16 protein-coding genes are annotated in these 22,318 nt (G+C 64.3%); 6 read left to right on the top strand and 10 right to left on the bottom strand.

Annotated features, from left to right (window positions below; translation table 11 throughout):
• Nucleotides 1-85 precede the first annotated feature (85 nt).
• Together ACQY8M_RS38030 and ACQY8M_RS38025 are read right to left on the bottom strand one after the other, a co-directional pair.
• Nucleotides 86-1,507 carry a hypothetical protein gene (locus tag ACQY8M_RS38030; protein WP_428667707.1) on the bottom strand — a complete coding sequence of 474 codons (1,422 nt, stop codon included), beginning with the start codon at nt 1,505-1,507 and terminating at the stop codon, nt 86-88.
• 497 nt (nt 1,508-2,004) lie between these two features.
• Nucleotides 2,005-4,467, bottom strand: coding sequence for a M10 family metallopeptidase C-terminal domain-containing protein (locus ACQY8M_RS38025; RefSeq protein ID WP_428667705.1), 2,463 nt, complete (start codon nt 4,465-4,467; stop codon nt 2,005-2,007).
• Between the two features lie 600 nt (nt 4,468-5,067).
• On the opposite strand from ACQY8M_RS38025, the gene ACQY8M_RS38020 reads away from it, so the two are divergent.
• Entirely contained in the window at nt 5,068-5,928 is an 861-nt protein-coding gene (locus ACQY8M_RS38020) for an FAS1-like dehydratase domain-containing protein (RefSeq protein WP_428667703.1), read from the top strand.
• A 13-nt stretch (nt 5,929-5,941) separates the two neighbouring features.
• Here ACQY8M_RS38020 and ACQY8M_RS38015 read toward each other — a convergent pair whose 3' ends face one another.
• From ACQY8M_RS38015 to ACQY8M_RS38000, 4 genes are all read right to left on the bottom strand, one after another.
• On the bottom strand, nt 5,942-7,192 hold the full coding sequence (locus tag ACQY8M_RS38015) for an Hsp70 family protein (protein WP_428667701.1): 1,251 nt from the start codon (nt 7,190-7,192) through the stop codon (nt 5,942-5,944).
• A 107-nt stretch (nt 7,193-7,299) separates the two neighbouring features.
• Nucleotides 7,300-8,541 carry an epoxide hydrolase family protein gene (locus tag ACQY8M_RS38010; protein ID WP_428667699.1) on the bottom strand — a complete coding sequence of 414 codons (1,242 nt, stop codon included), beginning with the start codon at nt 8,539-8,541 and terminating at the stop codon, nt 7,300-7,302.
• Between the two features lie 14 nt (nt 8,542-8,555).
• Nucleotides 8,556-9,320 carry a tyrosine-protein phosphatase gene (locus tag ACQY8M_RS38005; protein ID WP_428667697.1) on the bottom strand — a complete coding sequence of 255 codons (765 nt, stop codon included), beginning with the start codon at nt 9,318-9,320 and terminating at the stop codon, nt 8,556-8,558.
• Between the two features lie 217 nt (nt 9,321-9,537).
• Nucleotides 9,538-10,521, bottom strand: coding sequence for an AraC family transcriptional regulator (locus ACQY8M_RS38000; RefSeq protein WP_428667695.1), 984 nt, complete (start codon nt 10,519-10,521; stop codon nt 9,538-9,540).
• 543 nt (nt 10,522-11,064) lie between these two features.
• Between ACQY8M_RS38000 and ACQY8M_RS37995 the strand changes: the two genes are divergently transcribed.
• Together ACQY8M_RS37995 and ACQY8M_RS37990 are read left to right on the top strand one after the other, a co-directional pair.
• Entirely contained in the window at nt 11,065-12,507 is a 1,443-nt protein-coding gene (locus tag ACQY8M_RS37995; protein ID WP_428667693.1) for a DUF1254 domain-containing protein, read from the top strand.
• Nucleotides 12,508-12,519: 12 nt separating this feature from the next.
• Nucleotides 12,520-13,011 carry a DUF992 domain-containing protein gene (locus ACQY8M_RS37990; RefSeq protein ID WP_428667691.1) on the top strand — a complete coding sequence of 164 codons (492 nt, stop codon included), beginning with the start codon at nt 12,520-12,522 and terminating at the stop codon, nt 13,009-13,011.
• A gap of 292 nt (nt 13,012-13,303) precedes the next feature.
• On the opposite strand, the gene ACQY8M_RS37985 is transcribed toward ACQY8M_RS37990, so the two are convergent.
• Together ACQY8M_RS37985 and secA are read right to left on the bottom strand one after the other, a co-directional pair.
• Entirely contained in the window at nt 13,304-14,257 is a 954-nt protein-coding gene (locus ACQY8M_RS37985) for a phage tail tip lysozyme (RefSeq protein WP_428667689.1), read from the bottom strand.
• Nucleotides 14,258-14,754: 497 nt separating this feature from the next.
• Entirely contained in the window at nt 14,755-17,514 is a 2,760-nt protein-coding gene (gene secA, locus ACQY8M_RS37980) for a preprotein translocase subunit SecA (protein ID WP_428667687.1), read from the bottom strand.
• 256 nt (nt 17,515-17,770) lie between these two features.
• Between secA and ACQY8M_RS37975 the strand changes: the two genes are divergently transcribed.
• The 3 genes from ACQY8M_RS37975 (at nt 17,771) to mutT (ending at nt 20,552) form a co-directional block, all read left to right on the top strand.
• Complete coding sequence (locus ACQY8M_RS37975; protein ID WP_428667685.1) at nt 17,771-18,781, top strand: peptidylprolyl isomerase; 1,011 nt, start codon at nt 17,771-17,773, stop codon at nt 18,779-18,781.
• Nucleotides 18,782-18,864: 83 nt separating this feature from the next.
• Entirely contained in the window at nt 18,865-20,103 is a 1,239-nt protein-coding gene (argJ, locus tag ACQY8M_RS37970) for a bifunctional glutamate N-acetyltransferase/amino-acid acetyltransferase ArgJ (protein ID WP_428667683.1), read from the top strand.
• Entirely contained in the window at nt 20,100-20,552 is a 453-nt protein-coding gene (mutT, locus tag ACQY8M_RS37965; RefSeq protein ID WP_428667681.1) for an 8-oxo-dGTP diphosphatase MutT, read from the top strand. The genes argJ and mutT overlap by 4 nt, the downstream gene beginning before the upstream one ends.
• A gap of 23 nt (nt 20,553-20,575) precedes the next feature.
• On the opposite strand, the gene ACQY8M_RS37960 is transcribed toward mutT, so the two are convergent.
• Together ACQY8M_RS37960 and ACQY8M_RS37955 are read right to left on the bottom strand one after the other, a co-directional pair.
• Nucleotides 20,576-21,367 carry a hypothetical protein gene (locus ACQY8M_RS37960; RefSeq protein WP_428667679.1) on the bottom strand — a complete coding sequence of 264 codons (792 nt, stop codon included), beginning with the start codon at nt 21,365-21,367 and terminating at the stop codon, nt 20,576-20,578.
• Nucleotides 21,368-21,379: 12 nt separating this feature from the next.
• Nucleotides 21,380-22,291 (bottom strand): methyltransferase domain-containing protein, encoded by a 912-nt coding sequence (locus ACQY8M_RS37955; protein WP_428667677.1) that lies wholly within the window; start codon nt 22,289-22,291, stop codon nt 21,380-21,382.
• Nucleotides 22,292-22,318: the final 27 nt, after the last annotated feature.

The following is a 22,318-nucleotide window of genomic DNA, read 5'->3' as shown; positions in this document are numbered from 1 at the left end:
CCTTTCTCCAGAAGTCTGGATGCGGCGCGCGATGATGTTTCGTGCTCGATACTCAATACAGCCGGTGGGATATGTTCCTGACATTCTAACATCCTGTCGCTTGCGTGATCCGCATGGTCCCGGTGTTCGACGAAAAGCCCCTGGCGGACAGGTAGTAAGTCCCGCGCGACGTCGGCAAATATTTAATTCGCGACTCAGCACCGACGCCACCGTCGTCGTCAGAGGTGATTACGATACCCGCCGAATTGCGCAGGTCCAGAAACGTATCCGCGAGGGTGCCGTGGCCGGTGGGGCTGCCCTGCAAGTCGAACTCGTACCACTGCCCGGCTGTCAAGCTTGCTCGGAACCAGTCCCGATCTCCGCTGGCCTCGATATTGCCGGTTGTAGATCCGCCGACGCTGAGCGCGCCGGTTGTCGTCACATTGGAGGCATACTGGTCGATGGTGACGTGGACCGTATACGTGCCGGTATTCGAGCCGAAACCTCCGGCCGACAGGTAGTAGGTTCCCGATGACACCGGCGTAAAGAAGAACTGAGAATCGTGAACGAACGTCGGAGTGTCCGAGTTGACCGTGTAGGAGTCGTCGTTGGACGTCACCAGGGTTGTCGCTGAACTGTAGAGACGCAGCAGGGTGTCAGTCATGGTCCCGCCGCCGCTCGGCGAGCCGTTCTGGTTGAATCGGTAGTGCGTCCCGGCAGTGAGCGTTACGCGGAACCAGTCCTCTTCGCCGGCCGGATTGATCGTGCCGGTCGACGAACCATTGACAGCCACCGTTCCGGTAGTGGTCGGGTTCTGGACGGAATCGTCGATCCGGTTGAAGCCGATCACGTCCAGTTCACGAAGGTCGACCGTGGTGAGCGAGTGCAGCGTGCTGCTGCTGTAAAACTCGTTGAACGGGTCGACGCTACCCTGCACGCCGCCGTTCAGAAAGTCGCTGTAATCGGAGGTGCGGCCAAAATCGGCCAGGTTCGTTGTGCCACGGAACGAGGCATACCCATAGCGAAGGTTGATCGTGACCGGATCGCTGAAATTCTGCTCGATGATGTCGGCTGCCTGCCGAATCGCCGCAGCCCATCCCGCCGGCGCATTGACGTTGTTGTCGTCGGCGATCAGGTTGATGTGGAGCCCGGCTGAAGTGGGTGCAGGGATGACCCCATGATCCTTGGCGGCGCCAGGGTCGACTGCCGCCGTAGCAGGAACCGATCCGCTCGCGGATGCGTCCGAACCTTTAGCCGCGACAGCAGCGGTTGCGCTCGTATCGGGCGCCTGGTGGGCGGACGGTGCCGTACCGCTGTTGAGCGTTGGAATCGAAGCAAAAGAAGCCGCAGATGGCGGGTCGCCCGCTCCGCTCGGCGGGTTTATCGCCGCCGAGAAAAGGCCATTGTCGGCGTTCCACAATCCGGTGTTGATTGCCTCGTCGTCGCCGGCGTCGTTGCCAACTGTATTCGAGTTGCTGTCGTCGCCGAATCGACCATGAATGCGCGCGCTTTTATTCGTCGCCGGCATATCGTGGCTCTCTAAATAGAATATAAATACATACCAACTGTTCTGAAATTTTACCACTCCACTGTAGCGATTGTCAAAATTTCTCGTTCTCGTCGCGAAACATTAAATTTGCCGCAGTGATTTCCACCTTTCTTTCAATTCTCCTGCTTGCGGCTTGCGACAATGTTTCGAACTCGTTACGTAGTACAATCTGAAGGATATGTATCAATAATTGCACATCCTATCCCTTGCACAACAAGATATGTATTTCAGTTGTTCTGAACCATTTGCAAAAAAGTGCGCCCAGTCGCCGAAAGCCTGACGCGCAAAGGCGGGCTTGGTCATCAGGTGATTGACGGCCAGGCCGAGTGGGACGACCTCGCTGTCCGGCAGAAACACCCGAAGGCCTGGAGTCTGCGGACTGGAGCCGGTGATCTCGTTCGTGACGCCCGGATGTTGCCTGTGCAGGCGGAGGTTTGTCCACTCGCCTGCACAGGGTTGAAAGCGGTCGCCAGCGATCAAGCCACCACGGTGAAGTTGGTGTTGCTCACGGTGGGTGTGCCGGCGAGCTGGGCGAACTGCACGGCGGCGTTCGCTCCTGTGCCATCGCTGTCGTAGGACAGGAAGCCGGTGGCCGAGTTGTAGATGATACGATCGTCCGCATCGTGTGCACCCGCGCCCGCGAAGAACGCCGAGGCGGACAGCGTGCCGAGCGTCGTGATGGCGCCGAAGATGCTCTGGTCGAGCTGTATCGTGTCGTTCGCCACGCTGAAGTCCGCGACCGTGTCGATATTGCCGGCCAGCGCGGAGTCGAACACGAACGTGTCGTCTCCACTGCCGCCCGTCAGCACATCCGCACCAGCCCCGCCGTTCAGAGCATTGTTGCCCGAATTGCCGGTCAGGGTGTTGGCCAGCGAGTTTCCGGTGCCGTTGATGTTGCCGCTGCCGATCAGGGTCAGGTTCTCGAGATACTGACCGGACAGGCTGTAGCTGGCCGAGCTGAAGACCAGATCGGTCCCCGCGCCGCTCGCCTCGATCACGGAGTCGCCGGCACCGTTGACATAGTAGGTGTCGTTGCCTGCGCCGCCCGCCATCGTGTCCGCGCCAGTCCCGCCGTCCAGCACGTTCTTGCCCGAGTTGCCGGTCAACGTGTTGGCCAGGCCGTTGCCGGTGGCGTTGATGTTGCCGCTGCCGGTCAGGGTCAGGTTCTCGATGTACTGGCCGGACAGGCTGAAGCTGACCGAGCTCTGGACCAGGTCCGTCCCGCCGCCCGAGGCCTCCACCACCGTGTCGCCAGCATTGTCCACCACGTAGGTGTCGTCGCCCGCACCGCCTGCCATCGTGTCCGCGCCGGTCCCGCCGTTCAGGACGTTGTTGCCCGAATTGCCGGTCAGCGTGTTGGCCAGCGAGTTGCCGGTGCCGTTGATGTTCCCGCTGCCCGTCAAGGTCAGGTTCTCGATATGCTGGCCCGACAGGCTGTACTTGACTGAGCTGAAAACCAGATCGGTCCCCGAGTTGGCCGCCTCGATCACGGAGTCGCTGGTGGCATTGACATAGTAGGTGTCGTCGCCCGCGCCGCCGGCCATCGTATCCGCGCCGGTCCCGCCGTTCAGGACATTGTTGCCCGAATTGCCGGTCAGCGTGTTGGCTAATGAGTTTCCGGTGGCATTGGTGTTCCCGCTGCCGGTCAAGGTCAGGTTCTCGATATACTGACCGGCCAGGCTGTAGCTGACAGAGCTGAAGACCTGATCGGTTCCCGCGTTCTTCGACTCGACCGTGGTGTCGGCGGCGTCATCGACATAGTAGGTGTCGTTGCCGGCCCCGCCGAACATCGTGTCGATGCCGGCGCCGCCATCCAGCGTGTCGTCGCCCAGGAAGCCGTAGATCGTGTCGTTTCCGCCGTTGCCGTACAGAGTGTTATTCGCGTCGTTGCCATAGATGGTGTCGGTGCCCGAGCCGCCGAACGCATTCTCGATGATGGTCGTCAGGTAGATGCCGATATTGTTGGTTTCACCGCCGATCGAGGACCAGTTGCCCGGAGTCAGATCGATCGTCTGAGTGTTCGAGTAGCCCGATGCATCGAGCGTATCGGTGCCGCCCGAATCGTAAAGCGTGAAGGCCGGCGTGCCCGAATAGCTCGAGAAGTCATAGAAGCTGCCGGCGTTGCTGTTGAAGCCGTATGTTGTATCGCCCGTGCGCGTCGTCGTCTGGGCGCCGTAGATGCTCTGAATGGCGAATATGTCCGCCATCTGGGGCGTCAGGACATAGTCGTAGGTGTCGCTGCCGTAGTCGTTCTGCGCGAAGTACGACATCACGGACCAGCGCCATGTGTCGTTGGTCCAGAGAGCGTCGGTATCATAGACGGCGCTGCCGTTGTAGGGACCCTGGTGGCCGAGGCCGAGCGCGTGGCCCGTCTCATGGACATAGGTCTGGAAGAAATAGCTGTAGTTCCCGGTCGCTGCGCCGCCAGTCCAGTCCGAGCTGATATGGACCGTCGAGCTTGCGATCGTCGTGCCCGACACGCTGCTGTACGAGGTGACGGCCGAGCCGCTGCCGTCATTGATGTACGTGATGTCGGCGGCGCCGGTGGTGTAAGTGAAGGTGACGTTGGCGACGTCCTCCCATGTCTGGAGGGCTGCTTGGGCGATCGTCTGCTCGGCCGTCGTCAGATCCTGGATATTGACCGTGATGGTGCTGTGATCGAAGTGCCGCGGACCGGTGCCCCAGTATCCCGACCAACCCCAGTAGCCGCTGACCAGGTAGTCGGCGAGCGTTGCAATCGAACCAAAGACCGTGGGCGCTCCCGGCGGGTCGCCCGCTCCGGCCGGCGCGCTGATTGCCGTCGAAGCAAAGCCGTCATCCGCATTCCACAATCCGTTGTTGAATGCGTCATTGTCGCCGACGCCGCTGCCCGAGGAACGCACCGTGTCATCGTCGTCAAATAGGCCGTTATTGCGCGTATTCATATTCGTCGTCGGCATATCGTACTCTCCTGCATAATCGACAATTAATATGCCGAAAATTGACCGAGAAGCTTCGGCAGTTGTCAAAAGTCCATGTTATCTCGCGAAACATGAATTTTAACGCAGCATTTTCAATGCCCTTTCCGCAGAAGCCTGCATGCGGCGCGCGATGATGATTCGTGCCCGATACTGAATACAGCCGGCGGGATATGTTCCTGACATTCTCGCATCCTAACGCTTGCGTGAATCGCAATAACCGAAAGTTGGATCTTCATGTGTTTTGAATCATTGGTTAAAAGGAATATGGCGCAGGGATTTGGGATTACCCCCAATGACATGCGAGCTTATTCGAGTTCCTGGCCTCATGGACGTCGCGGCCGGCACCGTAAAGTTCATGCAGGGTTATTAGAATTTTTTTTGGCTGCAGGGTGCAAAGCGACTGGTTGCATAGCCCATGCAGGGACAACGTCGCTCGTCCGTGCGCGAAGGTGTCGACCGGCTCTGAACGTCGGCGGGTGGCCTTTTCGATCTGCGGCAGCGGGCGAGTTTCGTGAGGATGGGGAGCGCGGATCGTCGCCGGATTGTTTACGCTGTCGGTCAACGTGGGAGGAAGCGCCAATGACCATCGACATCGAACCGCTCCGGAAACAGCTCGGCCGCAAGATCGAGGACGAGGACGTCGTCACCCGGGCGCCGCTCGAGGCGATGCTCGCCACCTTCGACCGGCAGGAGAAGGCGCCGGAAGAAGGCCAGCCGATCGCGCCGGGCTGGCACCTCTGCTTCCTGCACTCCTACGCCCGGCCGGCGCAGCTCGGGCGCGACGGTGCGGCCGTCACCGGCGGCGTGCTGCCCGAAATCCCGATGCCGCGGCGCATGTATGCGGGCTCGACCTTCACCTTCGACGGCGAGATCCGGGTCGGCGACAAGCTCAAGCGTGAGACCGAGTTCAGCGACATCCAGCTCCGCCAGGGCAGCACCGGCACGCTGATCGTCACCACCCAGACGCGGCGCATCTTCACGCCGCGCGGGCTGGCCCTCACCGAGGCGGCGAGCACGGTGTTTCGGGAGGATCCCAAGCCCGGCGAGAAAAGCGCCACGCCGGTGCGCGAGCAGGCTCCGACCGACGTGCCGTGGCGGCGGACCATCACGCCCGGGCCGGTGATGCTGTTCCGCTACTCGGCGATCACCTTCAACCCGCACCGCATTCACTACGACCGCACCTACTGCATGGAGACCGAGGGCTATCCCGGTCTGGTCGTGCACGGGCCGTTCGCACAGCAATGCATCTTCGACCTGCTGCGCGATTCGACGCCCGGCCGGGCGATCAAGACGCTCGCCGTGCGCGCCCGCGCGCCGCTCTTCGACACCGCGCCGTTCGACGTGATCGGCCGGCCGACGGCGGATGGCAAGGGTGCCGAGCTGTGGACGGTGACACCCAAGGGCACCATCGCGGCGCAGGCGACGGCGACCCTGGCCTGAGTCCGCGTCAGCCTCAGGCCGTCCCTCCCGCCATCTGGGTCAATCCCAGCGCAACGGACAGAAGGTCCGAGCCTCCGGCGAGACGCGCCGATGGAGCTGCGCGCGCGATCGCGGCGCGCACGGCCGGCACGCGGCTCGATCCGCCCGTGAGGAATATCGTATCGATGCCAGCGGGGCCGAGGCCCGCCGCTGCGATGCAATCGCGTGCCGTCGCGTAGAGCCGATCGGTCCTCGCTTCGATGGCGTGGTCGAAATCGGGGCGCGTCGCCGTCACGACGAGGCCCGCCTCGAGGAAGGCCAGGGGCACGGCCACGCTGTCCCGGGCGCTCAACGCGATCTTGCCGTCTTCCACCGCAAACGCCAGACGATGGCCGAGTCGGTGGTGCACCAGCTTCAGCAGGCGTTTCACTTTCTCGGGCTCGCAGGCCAGCGGGACCAGTTCGGCAAGCGAACGCTCGTTCTTGTAGGTATAGGCGAAGTTGATCGTCGCCCAGGTTGCCAGCTCGTGATAGGGGGCGCTCGGCACCGGCAGGTTCTTTTCGACGAGCTGCGTGCCGAGGCCCAGGAGCGGCATCGCCGCGGCAAGGCTGAGTGCGGCGTCGAAGTCGGTGCCGCCGACACGTACGCCGGCGTTCGCGAGCACGTCCTGGATGCGATCGGCACGCTTGCGGCGCCGCGGGCCGACGCGAATGACGGAGAAGTCGCTCGTGCCGCCGCCGATGTCGGCGATGAGCGCCAGCTCCTCGCTTTGGACGGTCTGCTCATAGTGATGGGCCGCGGCGATGGGCTCGTACACGAACGCGACGTCGCGAAAGCCCACCCGGTGGGCAATGGATTCGAGCACCGCCTGGGCTCGCGCGTCCGCCCTGTCGTCATCGTCGACGAAGCGCACCGGCCGGCCGTGCACGACGCTGGTGATCTCATGGCCGGCGAAGGCTTCGGCCTTGTGCTTCAGGTGCCGCACGAAGAGTTCGACGACGTCCCGGAGCGGCACCTTGCGACCGCCCAGGCTGGTCTCCTCGTCGATCAGGGGAGAGCCCAGGATCGACTTGAGCGCGCGCATCAGCCGGCCTTCGGTCTGCCCGACATAGGCCGAGACGGCCTCGTTGCCGAACAGCACCCGGCCCTTGACCTCATAGTCGAAGAACACGGCGCTCGGCAGCAGCGTGTCGTTCGCCTCGACCGGCGCGAGTGCCGCCGTCCCGTCGCGCGCCACGCCGATCGCCGAGTTCGACGTTCCGAAATCCAAGCCGCACGCGATCATTGCAGTCCCTCTTGCCGTGAAGGGGACCTCATCTATTGAGAACCGCCCGACGTTGCCAGACTGTTTCTTTTTTTTTATTCGGGGCGCGCTCGCGAGCTGCCGAAAAACTAATCGTTTGCGGCGCCAAATCTCAGCGGTCGGAAGAAATTGCGGATGTCCTCGACCAGCAGGTCGGGCTCTTCCAGAGCGGCGAAATGGCCGCCCCTCGGCATGACGGTGTGGCGACGCAGGTCGTACGCGCGCTCTATCCATTCTCTCGGTGGGGCCGGGGCGAGATCGGCGGGGAAGGCGGCGAACGCTGTCGGCGTCGTTACCCGCGCTCCGGGGGGCAGGGCACGAGGGTTCTGCTCCGTGGCGCCACGATAGAGCCAGGTCGCCGTGCCTGCGGTGCCGGTCAGCCAGTAGACCATGATGTTGTCGAGCAGCGTGTCCATCGAGAAGCTGTTGATCGGATCGCCGCCGCAGTCGCTCCAGTCGCGGAACTTCTCGACGATCCAGGCGGCCAGGCCGACGGGCGAGTCGCTGAGCGCGACGCCCAGCGTCTGCGGCCGTGTTGCCTGGATGCGTTGATATGCGGTTTTTTCGTCGAGCGCGGCACCCATTTTGCCGAGCCATGCGGTCTCGGCGGGGCTTAATGCGGTGGTTTTCAGGTCGATACCGGGCCGCAGCCCGATCATGTTGAGGTGCAGGCCCGCCACGCCCGACTTCCATTCGTCCTTCTCCTCGGTCACCGGATGATCGAACGCGAGCCACGAGGACACGACGGCGCCCCAGTCGCCGCCCTGCGCGCCGTAGGGCCGGCGGTAGTTGAGCTTGTCGTGCACGAGCTTGTGCCACAGGCCGGCGATGGCGCGTGGGCCGATCGGGCCGGTGCTGCCGTCCGCGCGGATCGGCGGGCCGGAGAAGCCGTAACCGGGCAGCGACGGCGCGATCACGTCGAAGGCGTCGAGCGGATCGCCGCCATGCCGCTCGGGATGGGCGAGCGTGTCGATAACGTCGAGGAACTCGACGATCGAGCCCGGCCAGCCATGGGTGATGACCAGCGGCATCGGGCGCGGCGCATCCTCGACCTCGGTGCCCGGCTCGCGGATGAAGTGGATGCGCTGTGGGCCGATATCGACCAGGTAATTCGGCCAGCGGTTGATCGCCTCCTGGCAGCGCTGCCAGTCGTAGCCGTGGCGCCAGTAGTCGACCACGCCGTCGAGGAACTCGGGATCGGTGCCGGAAGCCCACGTTCCCTTGTCGGCGATCGCCGTCGTCGGCCGCCAGCGGCGCAGCCGCTCGTCGAGATCGATCAGCGCGCGTTCGGGGATATCGACCTTGAAAGGCTCGGGCGTGTCGTAGGGCATGAGCCCATCATAAACTACTCCAGCAGATCTGCCCTCAGCCGCTCGCGGGCCACGGCGTCGAGCCCGAGCGCTTTCTCGGCGAAGGCTTCGGGACTGCCGAAATCGTCGCGCACCACGGCGAAGGCCGCCTCGAGGTAAGGGGTACGCGCCTCTATGATCGCTGCCCGGGTATCGACATCCAGTTCGGGGTAGCGGCCGATATGACCGAGCCACAGCTCGTTGGTGCGGAGATAGTCGGATATCACGTCGTCCCAGTGCACGCCGAGCAAGGTGAGCAGCAGGGCCGAGGCGAAACCGGTGCGGTCCTTGCCGGCGGTGCAGTGGAATACCAGCGGACGGTGCGTGCCGTCGCTCAGGGTTGCGAACAGTGTGCGGAAACCCGGGGCGCAGCGGCGTGGATAGTCGCGATAGTGATCGGTCAGGAACTGCATCATCACGAACGGGTTGGCGCTGCCGTCGGCAACTGCGCCCCGTATCTTGTCGCCGACACCGGGCTCGATGTGCGCGCCGACGACCTTGCAGACGAGGCCCTCGATCAGGTGCGGTGTCTCGGCCGCTTCGGCGACGCCGCGAAGATCGACGATGGTCTTGACGCCGAGCTTGCCCAGCGCGGCGCGGTCCGTGTCGGTCAGGCCGCCGAGATGGGCCGAGCGGAAGACCGTGCCGCGGCGCACGCTGCGGCCGTCGGCCGTGCGGTGCCCGCCGAGATCGCGGAAGTTGGAGCCGCCCTGCAGCGGCACGACGTAGGGGAACTCGGGCGTTGAATTGGGCGTCTCCATGCTGACAAGTCTAGCATGGTTCGAAGTCAGAATTTTTGCGTCAAACTGACCAGAGCAAAACAATTATCGGTGTGCCGGTCGCTCATCACCTCCGCGCTTGGGTTTCAAGGGCGGCATCGAAGAAGGGTGGGCGTTTGCGCAATTGCCGGAAGCTGCATCGGTGCGATACGTCGAGCGGGTGTCGGCACAGCCTTCGGTGCAATCGCTCGTTACGCTCTCACGGGCTCTTCTTCTGCCGATTGCGCCACTCGCTCGGGGGCATGCTCGTCCATCGCCGAAACGCGCGCGTGAAGGTGCCGGCATCGGCGTAACTGAGGGTGGACGCGATTTCGATTATCGACATGGTGGTGTCGGCCAGCAGTTGGCGCGCGATATGGGATTTCACGTCTTCCAGCTGGTCCGATAGCGAGGTGCCGAGGGCCGCGAGGCGCCGGTTGAGGGTCCGGCGATGCATGCCCATCAGGTTGGCCACGCTGGCCATGGACCCCTTTCCCTGCATCACGAGGACATAGAGAGCGCGGCGCGTGCGCATGATCAGGTCGTCGGCGGAGCGAGCGGCCACGGCGTCGACTCGTTCCTGCAGCGGGCCACGCAGCGACGGATCGGCGCCCGTCACGCGATGCGACAACCAGCGCGTCGGAAAGGCCACGCCAGTCCATTCCGCGTCGAACCTGATCGGCGCCCTGAAGTACCGGTCGTACGGTCGCCGATCTCGCGGTGTCGAATGAGGAAGCATCACTTCGGTCGGCGTCCACGCCGGGCCGCAGAGGTCACGCATCAGGTTGAAGCCAATGGCTGCGCTCAGATCCTGCACCTGCAAGGCCCCGAGCCCGAGAAAGCCTTCCAGGGTGAGGCTGTAGATCGCGACGTCGTCCTTCACGACGAAGGCTGGAACGCCGGCGCGGCCATGCAGATGCTGGGTCCGGGCGAGCCCGCGCAGTGCCGTTCCGACATTCGTCTGATTGAGCGCCAGCCTGCCGATCAGCCCAAAGGAGGTGAGCGACGCCCGCCGGCCGAGAAGCAGGCCGAAGTGAGGGCAGCGCGTATGCTCGGCGCAAAGCGCGAGCAGTTCGGCACCGGAGGCGACCGCGATCGTATTCTCCGGATTATCCATCAGGTCGGGCGGGAGGCCCAGTCCTGCGAGCAGCGGCTCGAGCGGAACGCCGAAACCCCGCAGAACCTCGGGCAGGTGACGCAGCACGGCGACACGGACGTGTCCATCTGTAACATGGGCCACGTCAGATTGGTCAGGGCTCATCGTCCACTCTTCGCGTATCGGATCGCCTGCCGGATTTTGTCGCAAAGTGCCAAGCCTTCAATGCTTGCCCTATCGTAAAGGGCTCGGGCGTTGGAGCATCGCCTGATGGGCTCGCTCTGCAGCTGCGGCTTGGGAAGGCGGCATTGGGTGATACGTCTCCAGGGAGAAGGGCTTGGGTCGGACCGACTTGGGCGCGTCGTGATGGGTTCGAACTTGGCACCCGTGGCCGCCGTGGGCCGTGCTTGCACGCCGCGACAGTCCGAGTCCCGGACGATCGCCGAAACGGTACAGTGGGTGCAAGGACACAGAACGGCGAGCCCATCGACGCGCTCGCTGCGTGCCCCCGCCAAGAGCGCGGCATCATAGGCGACAGGCCCTACGCGTCGGCCCTCAACCTTCTTGTCCATGCCCCACTCTTGGGCATCACCGTAAGATAATGAACGTCGTGCATACAACCGATCCCTATCCGAGACGAGGAGACCTCGAATGACCATCACACGTCGTGCCGCCGCTGGTGGCGGCCTGGCGCTTGCGGCTGCCGCGGGCTTGAGTTCCAACGCGAAGGCGCAAGGCGGGCTGTTCGCGGATCTCACCGAGGGCACCGACGAGTTCGCGATCGCGATCGAGGCCTACACCTACGGCTATCCGCTGGTGACCATGGAGATGACGCGCCGCGTCTTCACCAACGTCGCCAAGCCCGAGGGCACGCGCGGTCCGATGGGCCAGTTCATCCGCCTGCGCGAATATCCCAACGCTTCCTTCCGGGATGTCACGGCGCCGAATGCCGACACGCTGTACACGACTGCGTTCGTCGACGTCGGCAAGGAGCCGTGGGTGGTCAGCGTCCCCGACATGAAGGGACGCTATTACCTTCTGCCGATGCTCGACGGCTGGACCAACGTGTTCAGCGTCCCCGGCACGCGCACGACCGGCACCGGCGCGCAGACCTACGCCATCACCGGCCCCGGCTGGACGGGCGACCTGCCGGCGGGAGTCAAGCGGGTGAAGTCGCCGACCGCCATGGTCTGGATCCTCGGCCGCATCTACTGCACGGGCACGCCGGAAGACTACAAGGAAGTCCATGCGCTCCAGGATGCGTGCCAGCTCGTTCCGCTCAGCGCCTACGGCAAGAGCTATACGCCGCCCGCGGGCACCGTCGATCCGTCGATCGACATGAAGACGGCGGTGCGCACCCAGGTCAATGCGCTCGATATCAAGGCCTACTTCACGCTGCTTGCCCAGCTGATGCAGACCAACCCGCCCGCCGCCGCAGACGCGCCGATGGTCGCGCGCATGGCGCAGATCGGCCTGGTGCCGGGCCAGGATTTCGACCCTTCCAAGTTCGACGCGATCGCGGCCAAGCGCATCCCGCAGCTCGCCTTCGACCGCATCATGCTGCATTTCAAGTTCAGCGGCGGAGACATTCAGGACGTCAACGGATGGGCCTTCACCACCAAGACGGGGATCTACGGGACCAACTACCTGCAGCGTGCGCTGGTCACGGCAATCGGCCTGGGCGCCAACCGCCCGCAGGATGCGGTCTATCCGACCTCGCAGAAGGACGGCAGCGGGCTATTCGCGCGAGCCTACAGCGGCACCGAGAAGTACGTGATGCATTTCGACAAGGGACATCTTCCGCCCGTCCGTGGCTTCTGGTCGCTGACGATGTACGATGGCGACTACTTCTTCGTCGCCAATCCGCTCAATCGCTATTCGATCAGCGCGCGGCAGGCCCTCAAGGCCAATGCCGACGGATCGGTCGACCTCTACCTGCAGAAGGATTCGCCCGGTGCCGACAAGGAATCGAACTGGCTGCCGGCGCCGGCTGGCAAGTTCATCCTCATGCTGCGGCTCTACTGGCCCGACGAGGACGCCCCCTCGATTCTCGACGGGTCGTGGGTCATTCCGCCGGTCAAGCGTGTGAGCTGAGGAGAAAAGGTGATGAGACGTATTCTGGCCGCTGCGGCGGCCATCGTGGCGATGCAGGCCGTCGGCGGCGTGGCACAGGCGCAGCAGTTCCTGACCAAGACGAAATATTACATCGGCACGCTGAACTGCAACGTGAGCGGCAGCGTCGGCCTGATCTTCGGCTCGTCGAAAGACCTGAGCTGTGTGTTCGTGACCACGTCCGGCGCGACCGAGACGTACCAGGGATCGATCACGAAGTTCGGCATCGATATCGGCTTCACCAAGGCCGCGCATGTCATGTGGAACGTCTATTCGCTGGGCACCGACCGGGGCGCCGGCGCCCTCAGCGGCCAGTTCGCCGGCGGCCAGCAATCGGTGTCGGCGGGCGCATCGGCGGGGACCGCCGGCCTGTTCGGCGGCCGCAACAACGAGATCATCCTCGAGTCGCTTGCCTTCGCCCAGAAGGATGCCGGCCTGAACTTCGCCGACGGCGTGGCGGAGCTGACGCTGCGGCCGTCACCATAACGCGCAGCAGCAACGCCGCTCATGCCTCTTCCGTCCGCGAGGTGCAGTACATCCCGGCATGATCTGGTCGAGCGCCTGGCGGTAACGCGAGAGCTTTTCACAGATATGGTCGACGGTGGGCCCGCGCGAAAGGCCGTGGATTGTCATTCCAGGTCTGAGGAACTCTTCGATGGCGTTCTTGGGATCCGAAATGCTGGCAAAGCTTTGTCGGTGCATGGCCCTGGTGCCGAGAAGCCCGCCATCGTCTGCGCGGGCTACTTGGTTGCTTACAGCTTGCCCACTATGCGAGCGGCTATCGCGATTCCGCCTTGGCGGTCTCCCGAAAGCCCTGCAGCACCAGCCGCGCCCATTCAATTCTCGCTTCAAAGTGTTTGAACGCACCCGAGCGCGTATATTCGACTTCAAATTTGACAGTTGCGTCCTCTAAGGAAGCGGCCATCTTAACACGGGCTAGCGCTTTTGCCTCTGTAGTCTGCAACTCTTGCTTCACGAACTGGTAATTGGCAGTTGCTGACATTGGGTCCAGGCTATTAGTTTGCACAAAATTCAAAAAGGCGACTCGCCTACTCGCATCCCACTGGGCATAACCAATTCCGCCCTGACCGTCTGGCATACCGACCTGCTTTAGAGATCGAAAGCCATTGGTTTCTTGAGCGAAGTTACCTACGACCGCTGCAGCTTGAAAGTCCGCTAGCCCGAAATCGGCGATAAGCGAACGCATAGTCGGCAAGACGTGCGTCTCAAGGGCCCGCCTGTCGAACTCCTTCGGGGCAACACCAGCTACCGGCGAAGGGCTGGACGGCAATTTGTCTAGTGGTAGTTTGGATATCTTTCCGTCCTTGTCAGCAATAAAGCCCGCCGCGACAAAGAACTGAAGGTTGCGTATCGAATCCTCGCGCGAGGGTTGCTTGATTGCTTCGAAAATTAGGTTGGTTTCGAACTTCTTCTGCTCCAGGGCGAGGGTTGCTTCTTGCCGGATTTGTTCGAGCTTTAGCGTACCTTGCACCTTCGATTGCTCGATTGCTTGTGACGCTAGCGCCTTGCCCCCCTCAATGTCTCTTGTTGACCACGCGCTGATTAGGGCACCAGCAAGACCACTGATCAGCGCCAGTGTTGCGCCAGCTACGGTCGCCTGCGCTGTGCTCAGCCCCGTCTTTTTGGCGATCTCTGCTTCCTTTATGGCTAGCTCTCGTCTTTTGATCTCAGCATCAAGCTCAAAACGGCGCTCTTCAAGTTCATCAGCCATGGCAGCCCCCGCGGCACCTTGAGACTTCGACGCTAGTTCAGCTCTGCCACCTCACAACACACGGTAGTACTATATTTGCATAATTCGGCCGGTGAGGGTAGGTGCTGCCTGGCGTTTCTGGTCCGTTGTTGTGTTCGCCAATCCCACGCGGTAAGGAGTCATGCTCTTGGACACGGCAGTTGGCGGCGCGGGCCTCTTGCTGCTGGTCGACATAGTCGACGCTGAACCAAGTGAACGCCCCAGGCTAATCCTTCGCAGACCATGATGGGTCCTAGATCCTCGCCTGATGCTCCGCAGATCGCGACTGTTCGGCCGAACCTGTCCCGCTCCTGTCTCCCGACAGACGATCAAGCGGCCTGCCGTCAGCGCCTACAGCTGGTCGCCCCTATGCGACCCGCCGTTCACCAGGGCACGTCTGCGCAGCTCCGGCGCGTCGATTCCACATATCGCCGATTACCGATAGCGAGGCGGGCCTAAGTCTTTGCAAAATCTGAAATTTATACCCGCCCGTGGCAGTGCTTGAATTTCTTGCCCGAGCCGCAGGGGCAGGAGGCATTGCGCGAGACCTTGCCCCAGGTCGAGGGATCGTTGGGATCGACCTTGGGGTTGGCGCGCGGCCGCTGAAGGGTGGTCACGCCGCCGCCTGACGGATCGGCGGGATCGAACGCCGGGTCGTCGGCCTGTGCCAGGGCGAGCGCCGGATCCTCATGGACCTCGTGCATCTCCTGAGGCTGCGGCTCCATCGGCGGCGGCTCCATCCGCAGCTGAAGGTTGGCGAGCACGTTGACCACCTGCTCGCGCAGGCCGGTCAGCAGGTCGCTGAACAGATTGAAGGCCTCGCGCTTGTATTCGTTCAGCGGGTCCTTCTGACCATAGGCGCGCAGTCCGATGCCCTGTCGCAGATGGTCGAGATGCAGCAGATGGTCTTTCCAGCTCTGGTCGAACAGCTGCATCAGGACGCTCTTCTCGACCTGGCGCCAGACCTCCGGCCCGTACTGCGCCACCTTCTGGGCAAACAGCCGGTCGGCGGCGTCGTTCAGACGGGCCTTGATACCGTCCTCGGCGATGCCTTCTTCCTTGGCCCATTCGTCGACCGGCAGGTCGAGGCCGAAGATGCGCCGGACCTCATCCTTGAGCTCGGCCACCTTCCACTGCTCGGCGTAGACGCCTTCGGGAATGGCGCGCGCCACCATCGCGTCGACCACATCGCGGCGCATGCCGGACACGGTGTCCGAGACGTCCTCGGTCGCCATCAGCTCGACGCGCTCCTTGTAGATCTCCTTGCGCTGGCTGTTCATGACGTCGTCGAACCGCAGCAGGTTCTTGCGGATCTCGAAGTTGCGCGCCTCGACCTTGCCCTGCGCTGTCTCGAGTGCCTTGTTGAGCCAGCGATGGGTCAGCGCCTCGTCGTCGGCCATGCCCTTCTTCTGCACCCAGTCGAGCACCTTGTTGTTGCCGAAGATGCGCATCAGGTCGTCTTCCAGCGACAGGAAGAAGCGCGACGCGCCCGGATCGCCCTGGCGGCCGGAGCGGCCGCGCAGCTGGTTGTCGATGCGGCGGCTCTCGTGGCGCTCGGTGCCGACCACGAACAGGCCGCCGGCCTTGAGGACGATCTCGCGGTCGCGCTCGACGCCGGCGCGGATCTCGGCCTCGACCCGCGCGATCTCCGCCTTGCGCTCGGCCTCGTCGGCAATCCTCGCGGTAATTTCCGGCTCGCTCTGGCGCACCAGCATCTCGACGTTGCCGCCAAGCTGGATGTCGGTGCCGCGGCCAGCCATGTTTGTGGCGATCGTCACCGTGCCCGGCCGGCCGGCCTGGGCGACGATCTGCGCCTCCTGCTCGTGGAAGCGGGCGTTCAGTACGCTGTGCGTGATGCCGGCCTGCTTCAACGCCTCCGACAATTCCTCGGACTTCTCGATCGAGACGGTGCCGACCAGCATCGGCTGGTTGCGTGCCTGGCACTCCTTGATCAGCTTGACGATAGCGCGCGTCTTGTCGCCCAAGGTGCGGTAGATTTCGTCATCTGCGTCCTTCCGCGCGACCGGCACGTTGGTCGGGATCTCGACTACCTCGAGCCGGTAGATCTCGCCGAACTCGGCCGCCTCGGTCATCGCCGTGCCGGTCATGCCCGCAAGCTTCGGGTACATGCGGAACAGGTTCTGGAAGGTGATCGAGGCAAGCGTCTGGTTCTCGCGCTGGATCTCGACATGTTCCTTGGCTTCGAGCGCCTGGTGCAGGCCTTCGGAATAGCGCCGGCCGCTCATCGCGCGACCGGTGAACTCGTCGATGATCACGACCTGACCGTCGCGCACCATGTAGTCGACGTCGCGCGTGAACAGCTTGTGGGCGCGCAGCGCCTGCGTCACGTGGTGGAGCACCGTCACCTGGGTCGGCGCGTACAGGCTGATTCCCTCGGGCAGCAGCCCGTCGGTGCGCAGCAGCTCCTCGACCGATTCGACGCCGATCTCGGTGAATGTCACCTGGCGTTGCTTCTCGTCCTTCTCGTAGTCGGTGGCGGCGAGCCGCGGGATCACCGTATCGACGCGGCGGTAGAGCTCGGACGAATCCTCGGCCGGACCGGAAATGATCAGCGGCGTGCGCGCCTCGTCGATCAGGATCGAATCGACCTCGTCGACGATCGCATAGTTGAAGGGCCTCTGGACCATGGCGTCCACGTGGTACTTCATGTTGTCGCGCAGATAGTCGAAGCCGATCTCGTTATTGGTGCCATAGGTGACGTCGCAGCGATACGCGTGGGCGCGCTGCTCGTCGCTCATGTCGTGCACGATCACGCCGGTGGTGAGGCCGAGGAAGCCGTAGATCTGGCTCATCCACTCGGAGTCGCGCTTGGCGAGATAGTCGTTCACCGTGACGACATGCACGCCCTTGCCTTCGAGGGCGTTGAGATAGACCGGCAGGGTGGCGACCAGGGTCTTGCCCTCGCCGGTCTTCATCTCGGCGATCTTGCCCTGGTGCAGGACCATGCCGCCCTTGAGCTGGACGTCGAACGGGCGCTGGCCAAGCGTCCGTTTGGCCGCCTCGCGCACGGTGGCAAAGGCCTCGACCAGCAGGTCGTCGAGCGTCTCGCCCTTGGCGAGCCGTTCCCGGAACTCGACTGTCTTGCCGCGTAGCGCTTCGTCGGAGAGCTTGGAGAACTCCGGCTCCAGCGCGTTGATTTTCGCCACCGGCTTGCCGAAGCCTCTGACGATCCTGTCATTGGCTGTCCCGAACAAGCTTCGGGCGAGTGCGCCGAGCATGAAAACCTCGATATTATAAAGACTTAGGAGGGCACGCAGCCCGCCATGCCCCACGAGAGATAGAGAGCGGGTCCGGCAGTGTCAACGCAAGCGGCCCCAGATCGGCGCGCGAGACAAGTGGTCTCACGAAAAATTGGCACAATTCATCGTCATGCGAGGCGCGGCCCCGCCGGCAATGCTTGCTTGACCCGATCGGGGCTGTGTAAACGGAGGCCCCGCGCGCCCCCGCCCCTCGAGACGTCTTCCGGAGTCATCCATGAGCCTGTGTTTGCGCACGCTGCGCATCGTCGTTCCCTTGTGCGCCGCTGTCGCGTTCTCGGGCCTTGCCGCCGCCCAGCAGCCCGCGCAATCCCAGCCGGCTCAGGCTCCGCCGCCGGCCGCCAAGCCGCCGGCCCCCGCTGCGCCGCCGGTCTCGGCCCAGAAGCCGGCGCCGCCCCAGGTCAGCGCCCCGGCGACCAAGGATCCGGTGGTCGCCACGGTGAACGGCCAGCCGATCTATCTGTCGGAGCTCGAAATCGCTCAGCAGGCCCTGCCGCCGCAGTACCGCACCATGCCGCTCGCCAGCGTCTTTCCGGCCCTGCTCGACCGCATTGCCGACAGCAAGCTGGTGGTGGGCGACGCGAAGAAGAGCAAGATCGAGGCCGACCCTACCTTCAAGCGGCGGATGGCCTTCGTCGAGGATCAGGTGATCCAGGACTACTGGCTGCAGCGCGAGATCGCCAAGCGCATCACACCGGAAAAGATGCAGCAGCGGTTCCAGGAGAAGCTGAAGTCGATGCCGCCCGAGGAGGAGGTGCATGCGCGCCACATCCTGGTCGCGACCGAAGCGGAGGCCAAGGATCTGCTGGCCGAGCTCAAGAAGGGCACGCCAATCGAGAAGCTCGCCAAGGAGAAGTCGACCGACAAGGCATCGGGCGCCGAGGGGGGCGATCTCGGCTGGTTCAAGCGCAACGACATGGTCAAGGAATTCTCCGATGCCGCCTTTGCGCTGAAGAAGGGCGAACTGAGCGAGACCCCGATCAAGACCCAGTTCGGCTACCACATCATCAAGGTCGAGGACCGCCGCCAGGCGCCGCCGCCGGCGTTCGAGGAGATGGCCGAGCAGATCCGCGAGGACCTCGCTCGGGAGACCGTGACCGCCTTCATCGACCAGCTGCGCGCAGGTGCCAAGATCGAGAAATTCAACATCGACGGGAGCAAGCCCGATCCGGCGGCGGCAAAGCCGGCGGGGCCGGCTGCTCCCGCGCCGACGGCCCCTCCCAAGTAAAACTCACGTTTTGCGATGTTTCTGGTGTAGTCTGCGGCGTCGGCCGCCGACTCAGAGACACGGCGGGCCGCAAGGGGAAATGAATGTCCATGAAGCCTGCCGTATCGCCGCTTGCGCCCAAGACGACGCCGACGCTGCCGCGCATTGCCGGCGTCAAGCTCGCGGCGGCGGCTTCCGGTGTCCGATATCAGGGTCGCGACGACGTCATGTTGGCCTTGGTGCCGGCCGGTGCCACCATCGCCGGCGTGCTGACCAAATCCAAAACCTCGTCGGCCCCTGTCGACTGGTGCAAGAAGAACCTGGCGCGCGGCAAGGTGCGGGCGATCATCGTCAATGCCGGCAACGCCAATGCCTTCACCGGCAAGCTGGGCGACAAGGCGGTCGAGGAAAGCACCCGCGCTGTGGCTCAGGCGCTGGGCTGCCCGCGTAACGAGGTCTTCATGGCCTCCACCGGCGTGATCGGCCAGCCGCTCGAGTGGGAGAAGATCGCGGCCGTGGTTCCGGCGATGATCAAGGGCGCGCGCGAGGACGGCTGGGCCGCCGCGGCCGCCTCGATCATGACGACCGACACCTTTCCCAAATTGTCGACCCGGCAGGCCAAGATCGGCGAGCGGACGGTTACCCTGAACGGCTTCCTCAAGGGCTCCGGCATGATCGCGCCCGACATGGCGACCATGCTGGGTTTCGTCTTCACCGACGCCAAGGTGCCGGGCGGAGTGCTGCAGAAGCTGCTCGCCGACGCCACCGACAAGTCGCTCAACTGCGTGACCGTCGACGGCGACACCTCGACCAGCGACACGCTGCTGCTGACGGCGACGGGCACGGCCCGCCATGCGCCGATCGAGGAAGCCGACGACCCCGTGCTGGTCGACTTCAAGCGCGCGCTCGACGAAGTGCTGATCGACCTGGCGCAGATGCTGGCGCGCGACGGCGAGGGCGCCACCAAGTTCGTCACCATCAATGTCGGCGGTGCCTCCTCGAACGGTGCTGCGCGCAAGATCGGGCTGGCGGTCGCCAACTCACCGCTGGTCAAGACGGCGATCGCGGGCGAGGACGCCAACTGGGGCCGCATCGTCATGGCGGTCGGCAAGTCGGGCGAGCGCGCCGACCGCGACAAGCTCAGAATCTCGATCGGCGGCGTGCGGATCACCGATGGCGGCCAGGTCGTGCCCAACTACGACGAGACTCCGGTCGCGAGGCACATCAAGGGCACGGACATCGTGATCGACATCGATCTTGGCATCGGTCGCGGCCGCGCCACCGTCTGGACGTGCGACCTGACGCACGGCTACATCGACATCAACGGCAGCTATCGTTCTTGAGCACTGTATTCGAGGAGGACTGCCCGGGCGGCCCGCCGCCGCTGGGTGACCGGCCGCTCGTGCTGGTCGCGGCGGTGGCGCTGGTCGATCCCGACGGCCGTGTGCTGATCGCGCAGCGGCCGGAGGGCAAGTCGATGGCCGGCCTGTGGGAATTCCCCGGCGGCAAGGTCGACGCCGGCGAGACCCCGGAGCAGGCGCTGGTGCGCGAGCTGCACGAGGAGCTCGGCATCGAGACGGCGACCAGCTGCCTGGCCCCGATCGCCTTTGCCAGCCACGGCTATGAAAAGTTCCATCTGTTGATGCCGGTCTTCGCCTGCCGCAAATGGGCCGGCACGCCACGGCCGCGCGAGGGCCAGGTCCTCAAGTGGGTGATGCCCGTGGACTTCACCCGCTACCCGATGCCGCCGGCCGACGTGCCGCTGGTCGCGCTCTTGCGCGACCTTCTCTGACGCTCGGGCCCATCGCAGCGCGATCAAGCCAGCGGCACGCCTTCGCGCCACGCGGTGAGGCGTCGCCAGATCACCGCTTGCGTCGTCGCGACCAGCGCGGCGCTGCCGTAGGAGACGAGGATCGCGATCGTCCAGGTGACGACCGCGGCGGCGGTGTCGGCTCCGAGGTTGCGCATCAGGGCAAGCGGCACGATGACGGCGACGCTGGTCCCCACGGCACCGGCGAACAGGACGACGAACAGGCTGCCGATGATCGTCCAGCTGTTGCCGCGGCCATAGGCCCAGGAGCGGCGCGGCGACCAGGGCAGGTCGACGGTAGTCGCCGCCAACCCGAAGCTCACCCGCAGCGCCAGCAGGGCGGAGACGATGAAGCCGGTGCCGAGCGGGGCAGCCATCGCCTCTCGCCGCATCAGGTCGGGATTGGCCGCCGCGTCGCCCAGCATCGTGGGGTCGATGGTCCCGACCGTGAGGGTGAAGGCCACGATCAACGCGAAGGTGACGCCGGCGACCTTGAGCAGATGGAGCAGGAAGGCGGTCTCGCGCCGCGACCAGCCGAGACCCGGCAGCCGTTCGACGCGCTCCGGCCCCAGCAGCACCAGGCGCATCCAGGCGACCTGGAACATGATGGTCGGAATCACGTCGATGGCCTTCTCGGCGAGCACCGTGAGCAGGGTCTGTTCCGTCACCGCAGACGTGAAAATGCGCAGCGCGAGCGAGAGGATCCAGGGAATCGTCACGAGATGAAAGAACAGGCCGAGGCGAGCAAAGAAGAAGCCGAAGCTCTCGGACAGGATCGCGCCGAAGGAAAGTTTCATGCCGATCGCATCCTATCGCCGCTCCGCCTTCTCACCCGCATTGAATTCGGTGGTCTCGAGCGCTTCCGCGAGGCGATGCGCCGCGCTGCCGGGCCTGAGCGGCTTGGGCTGCGAGGCGTGCGGCGCCCAGCCGTGAAGGAACAGCACCTCGAAGCTGGCCTCGACGCGCCCAGACGGTCGCGCAAAGCGCTCGTCGTAGAGTTGCGCCGCCCGCAGCAGGGTGCTGCGCCGGCTGAAGCCGCGGCGGCGCTCGGCCACCAGATTGCTCTCGCCCATGGTGCCCAGGTCGCGCATCAGGGCGAGGGCGCCTGGATATTCGACATCGATCGTCTCGCTATCGGCGACCGGCAGGGCAAAGCCGGCCCGCTGCAGCAGGCCGGCGGCATCGCGCAGGTCCGCGAAGGGCGAGACGCGCGGGCTGAGCCCGCCCTCGATCTCGCTCTCGGCGGCCGTGAGCGCCTCGCGAAGCTGCCACAGCGTGCCGCCGCCCAGCATGCCGGCGAGGAAGAGTCCGTCCGGTTTGAGGATGCGCCCGATCTGGATCAGCGTGCCCGGCAGGTCGTTCACCCAGTGCAGGCTCATCGCGCTCAGAACCAGGTCGAAGGAGCGCGGCGCGAACGGCAGAGCTTCCTCGTCGGCGACGACGGTGGGTCCTTGCGCCGCCTGCGCGAACCCCAAGCCGATGTCTGCGCGCACCAGGGCGTCGACTGGGCTATCGGGGCCCAGGGTCGCCGCGATCTCGTCGCCATGGCAGCCGAGATCGAGCGCCAGCGGAAAGGTGCGGCGCACGTCGTCGAGCCGCTCGACGACACGGCTGGCGATCTCGCGCTTGAGGAAAGCCTGATCGCCCCAACGGCGCGCCGCACGTTCGCGCCGCCGGCGCAAGGTCGTGCGATCGAAGACCAGGAGGGGATCGGTTGTCACCGGCTGTATGTAGGGCGAAAGCAGGAT

This window comes from Reyranella sp., from assembly GCF_965279465.1.
Taxonomy (GTDB): domain Bacteria; phylum Pseudomonadota; class Alphaproteobacteria; order Reyranellales; family Reyranellaceae; genus Reyranella.
Note: the sequence above shows the minus strand (reverse complement) of the source record. Positions and strands in the feature narration are given on the sequence as shown.

Excerpts from the sequence above, each read along its gene's own strand:
- ACQY8M_RS38030 (WP_428667707.1), bottom strand. The coding sequence starts at position 1,507 with ATGCCGGCGACGAATAAAAGCGCGCGCATTCATGGTCGATTCGGCGAC.
- ACQY8M_RS38025 (WP_428667705.1), bottom strand. The coding sequence starts at position 4,467 with ATGCCGACGACGAATATGAATACGCGCAATAACGGCCTATTTGACGAC.
- ACQY8M_RS38020 (WP_428667703.1), top strand. The coding sequence starts at position 5,068 with ATGACCATCGACATCGAACCGCTCCGGAAACAGCTCGGCCGCAAGATC.
- ACQY8M_RS38015 (WP_428667701.1), bottom strand. The coding sequence starts at position 7,192 with ATGATCGCGTGCGGCTTGGATTTCGGAACGTCGAACTCGGCGATCGGC.
- ACQY8M_RS38010 (WP_428667699.1), bottom strand. The coding sequence starts at position 8,541 with ATGCCCTACGACACGCCCGAGCCTTTCAAGGTCGATATCCCCGAACGC.
- ACQY8M_RS38005 (WP_428667697.1), bottom strand. The coding sequence starts at position 9,320 with ATGGAGACGCCCAATTCAACGCCCGAGTTCCCCTACGTCGTGCCGCTG.
- ACQY8M_RS37995 (WP_428667693.1), top strand. The coding sequence starts at position 11,065 with ATGACCATCACACGTCGTGCCGCCGCTGGTGGCGGCCTGGCGCTTGCG.
- ACQY8M_RS37990 (WP_428667691.1), top strand. The coding sequence starts at position 12,520 with ATGAGACGTATTCTGGCCGCTGCGGCGGCCATCGTGGCGATGCAGGCC.
- ACQY8M_RS37985 (WP_428667689.1), bottom strand. The coding sequence starts at position 14,257 with ATGGCTGATGAACTTGAAGAGCGCCGTTTTGAGCTTGATGCTGAGATC.
- secA (WP_428667687.1), bottom strand. The coding sequence starts at position 17,514 with ATGCTCGGCGCACTCGCCCGAAGCTTGTTCGGGACAGCCAATGACAGG.
- ACQY8M_RS37975 (WP_428667685.1), top strand. The coding sequence starts at position 17,771 with ATGAGCCTGTGTTTGCGCACGCTGCGCATCGTCGTTCCCTTGTGCGCC.
- argJ (WP_428667683.1), top strand. The coding sequence starts at position 18,865 with ATGTCCATGAAGCCTGCCGTATCGCCGCTTGCGCCCAAGACGACGCCG.
- ACQY8M_RS37960 (WP_428667679.1), bottom strand. The coding sequence starts at position 21,367 with ATGAAACTTTCCTTCGGCGCGATCCTGTCCGAGAGCTTCGGCTTCTTC.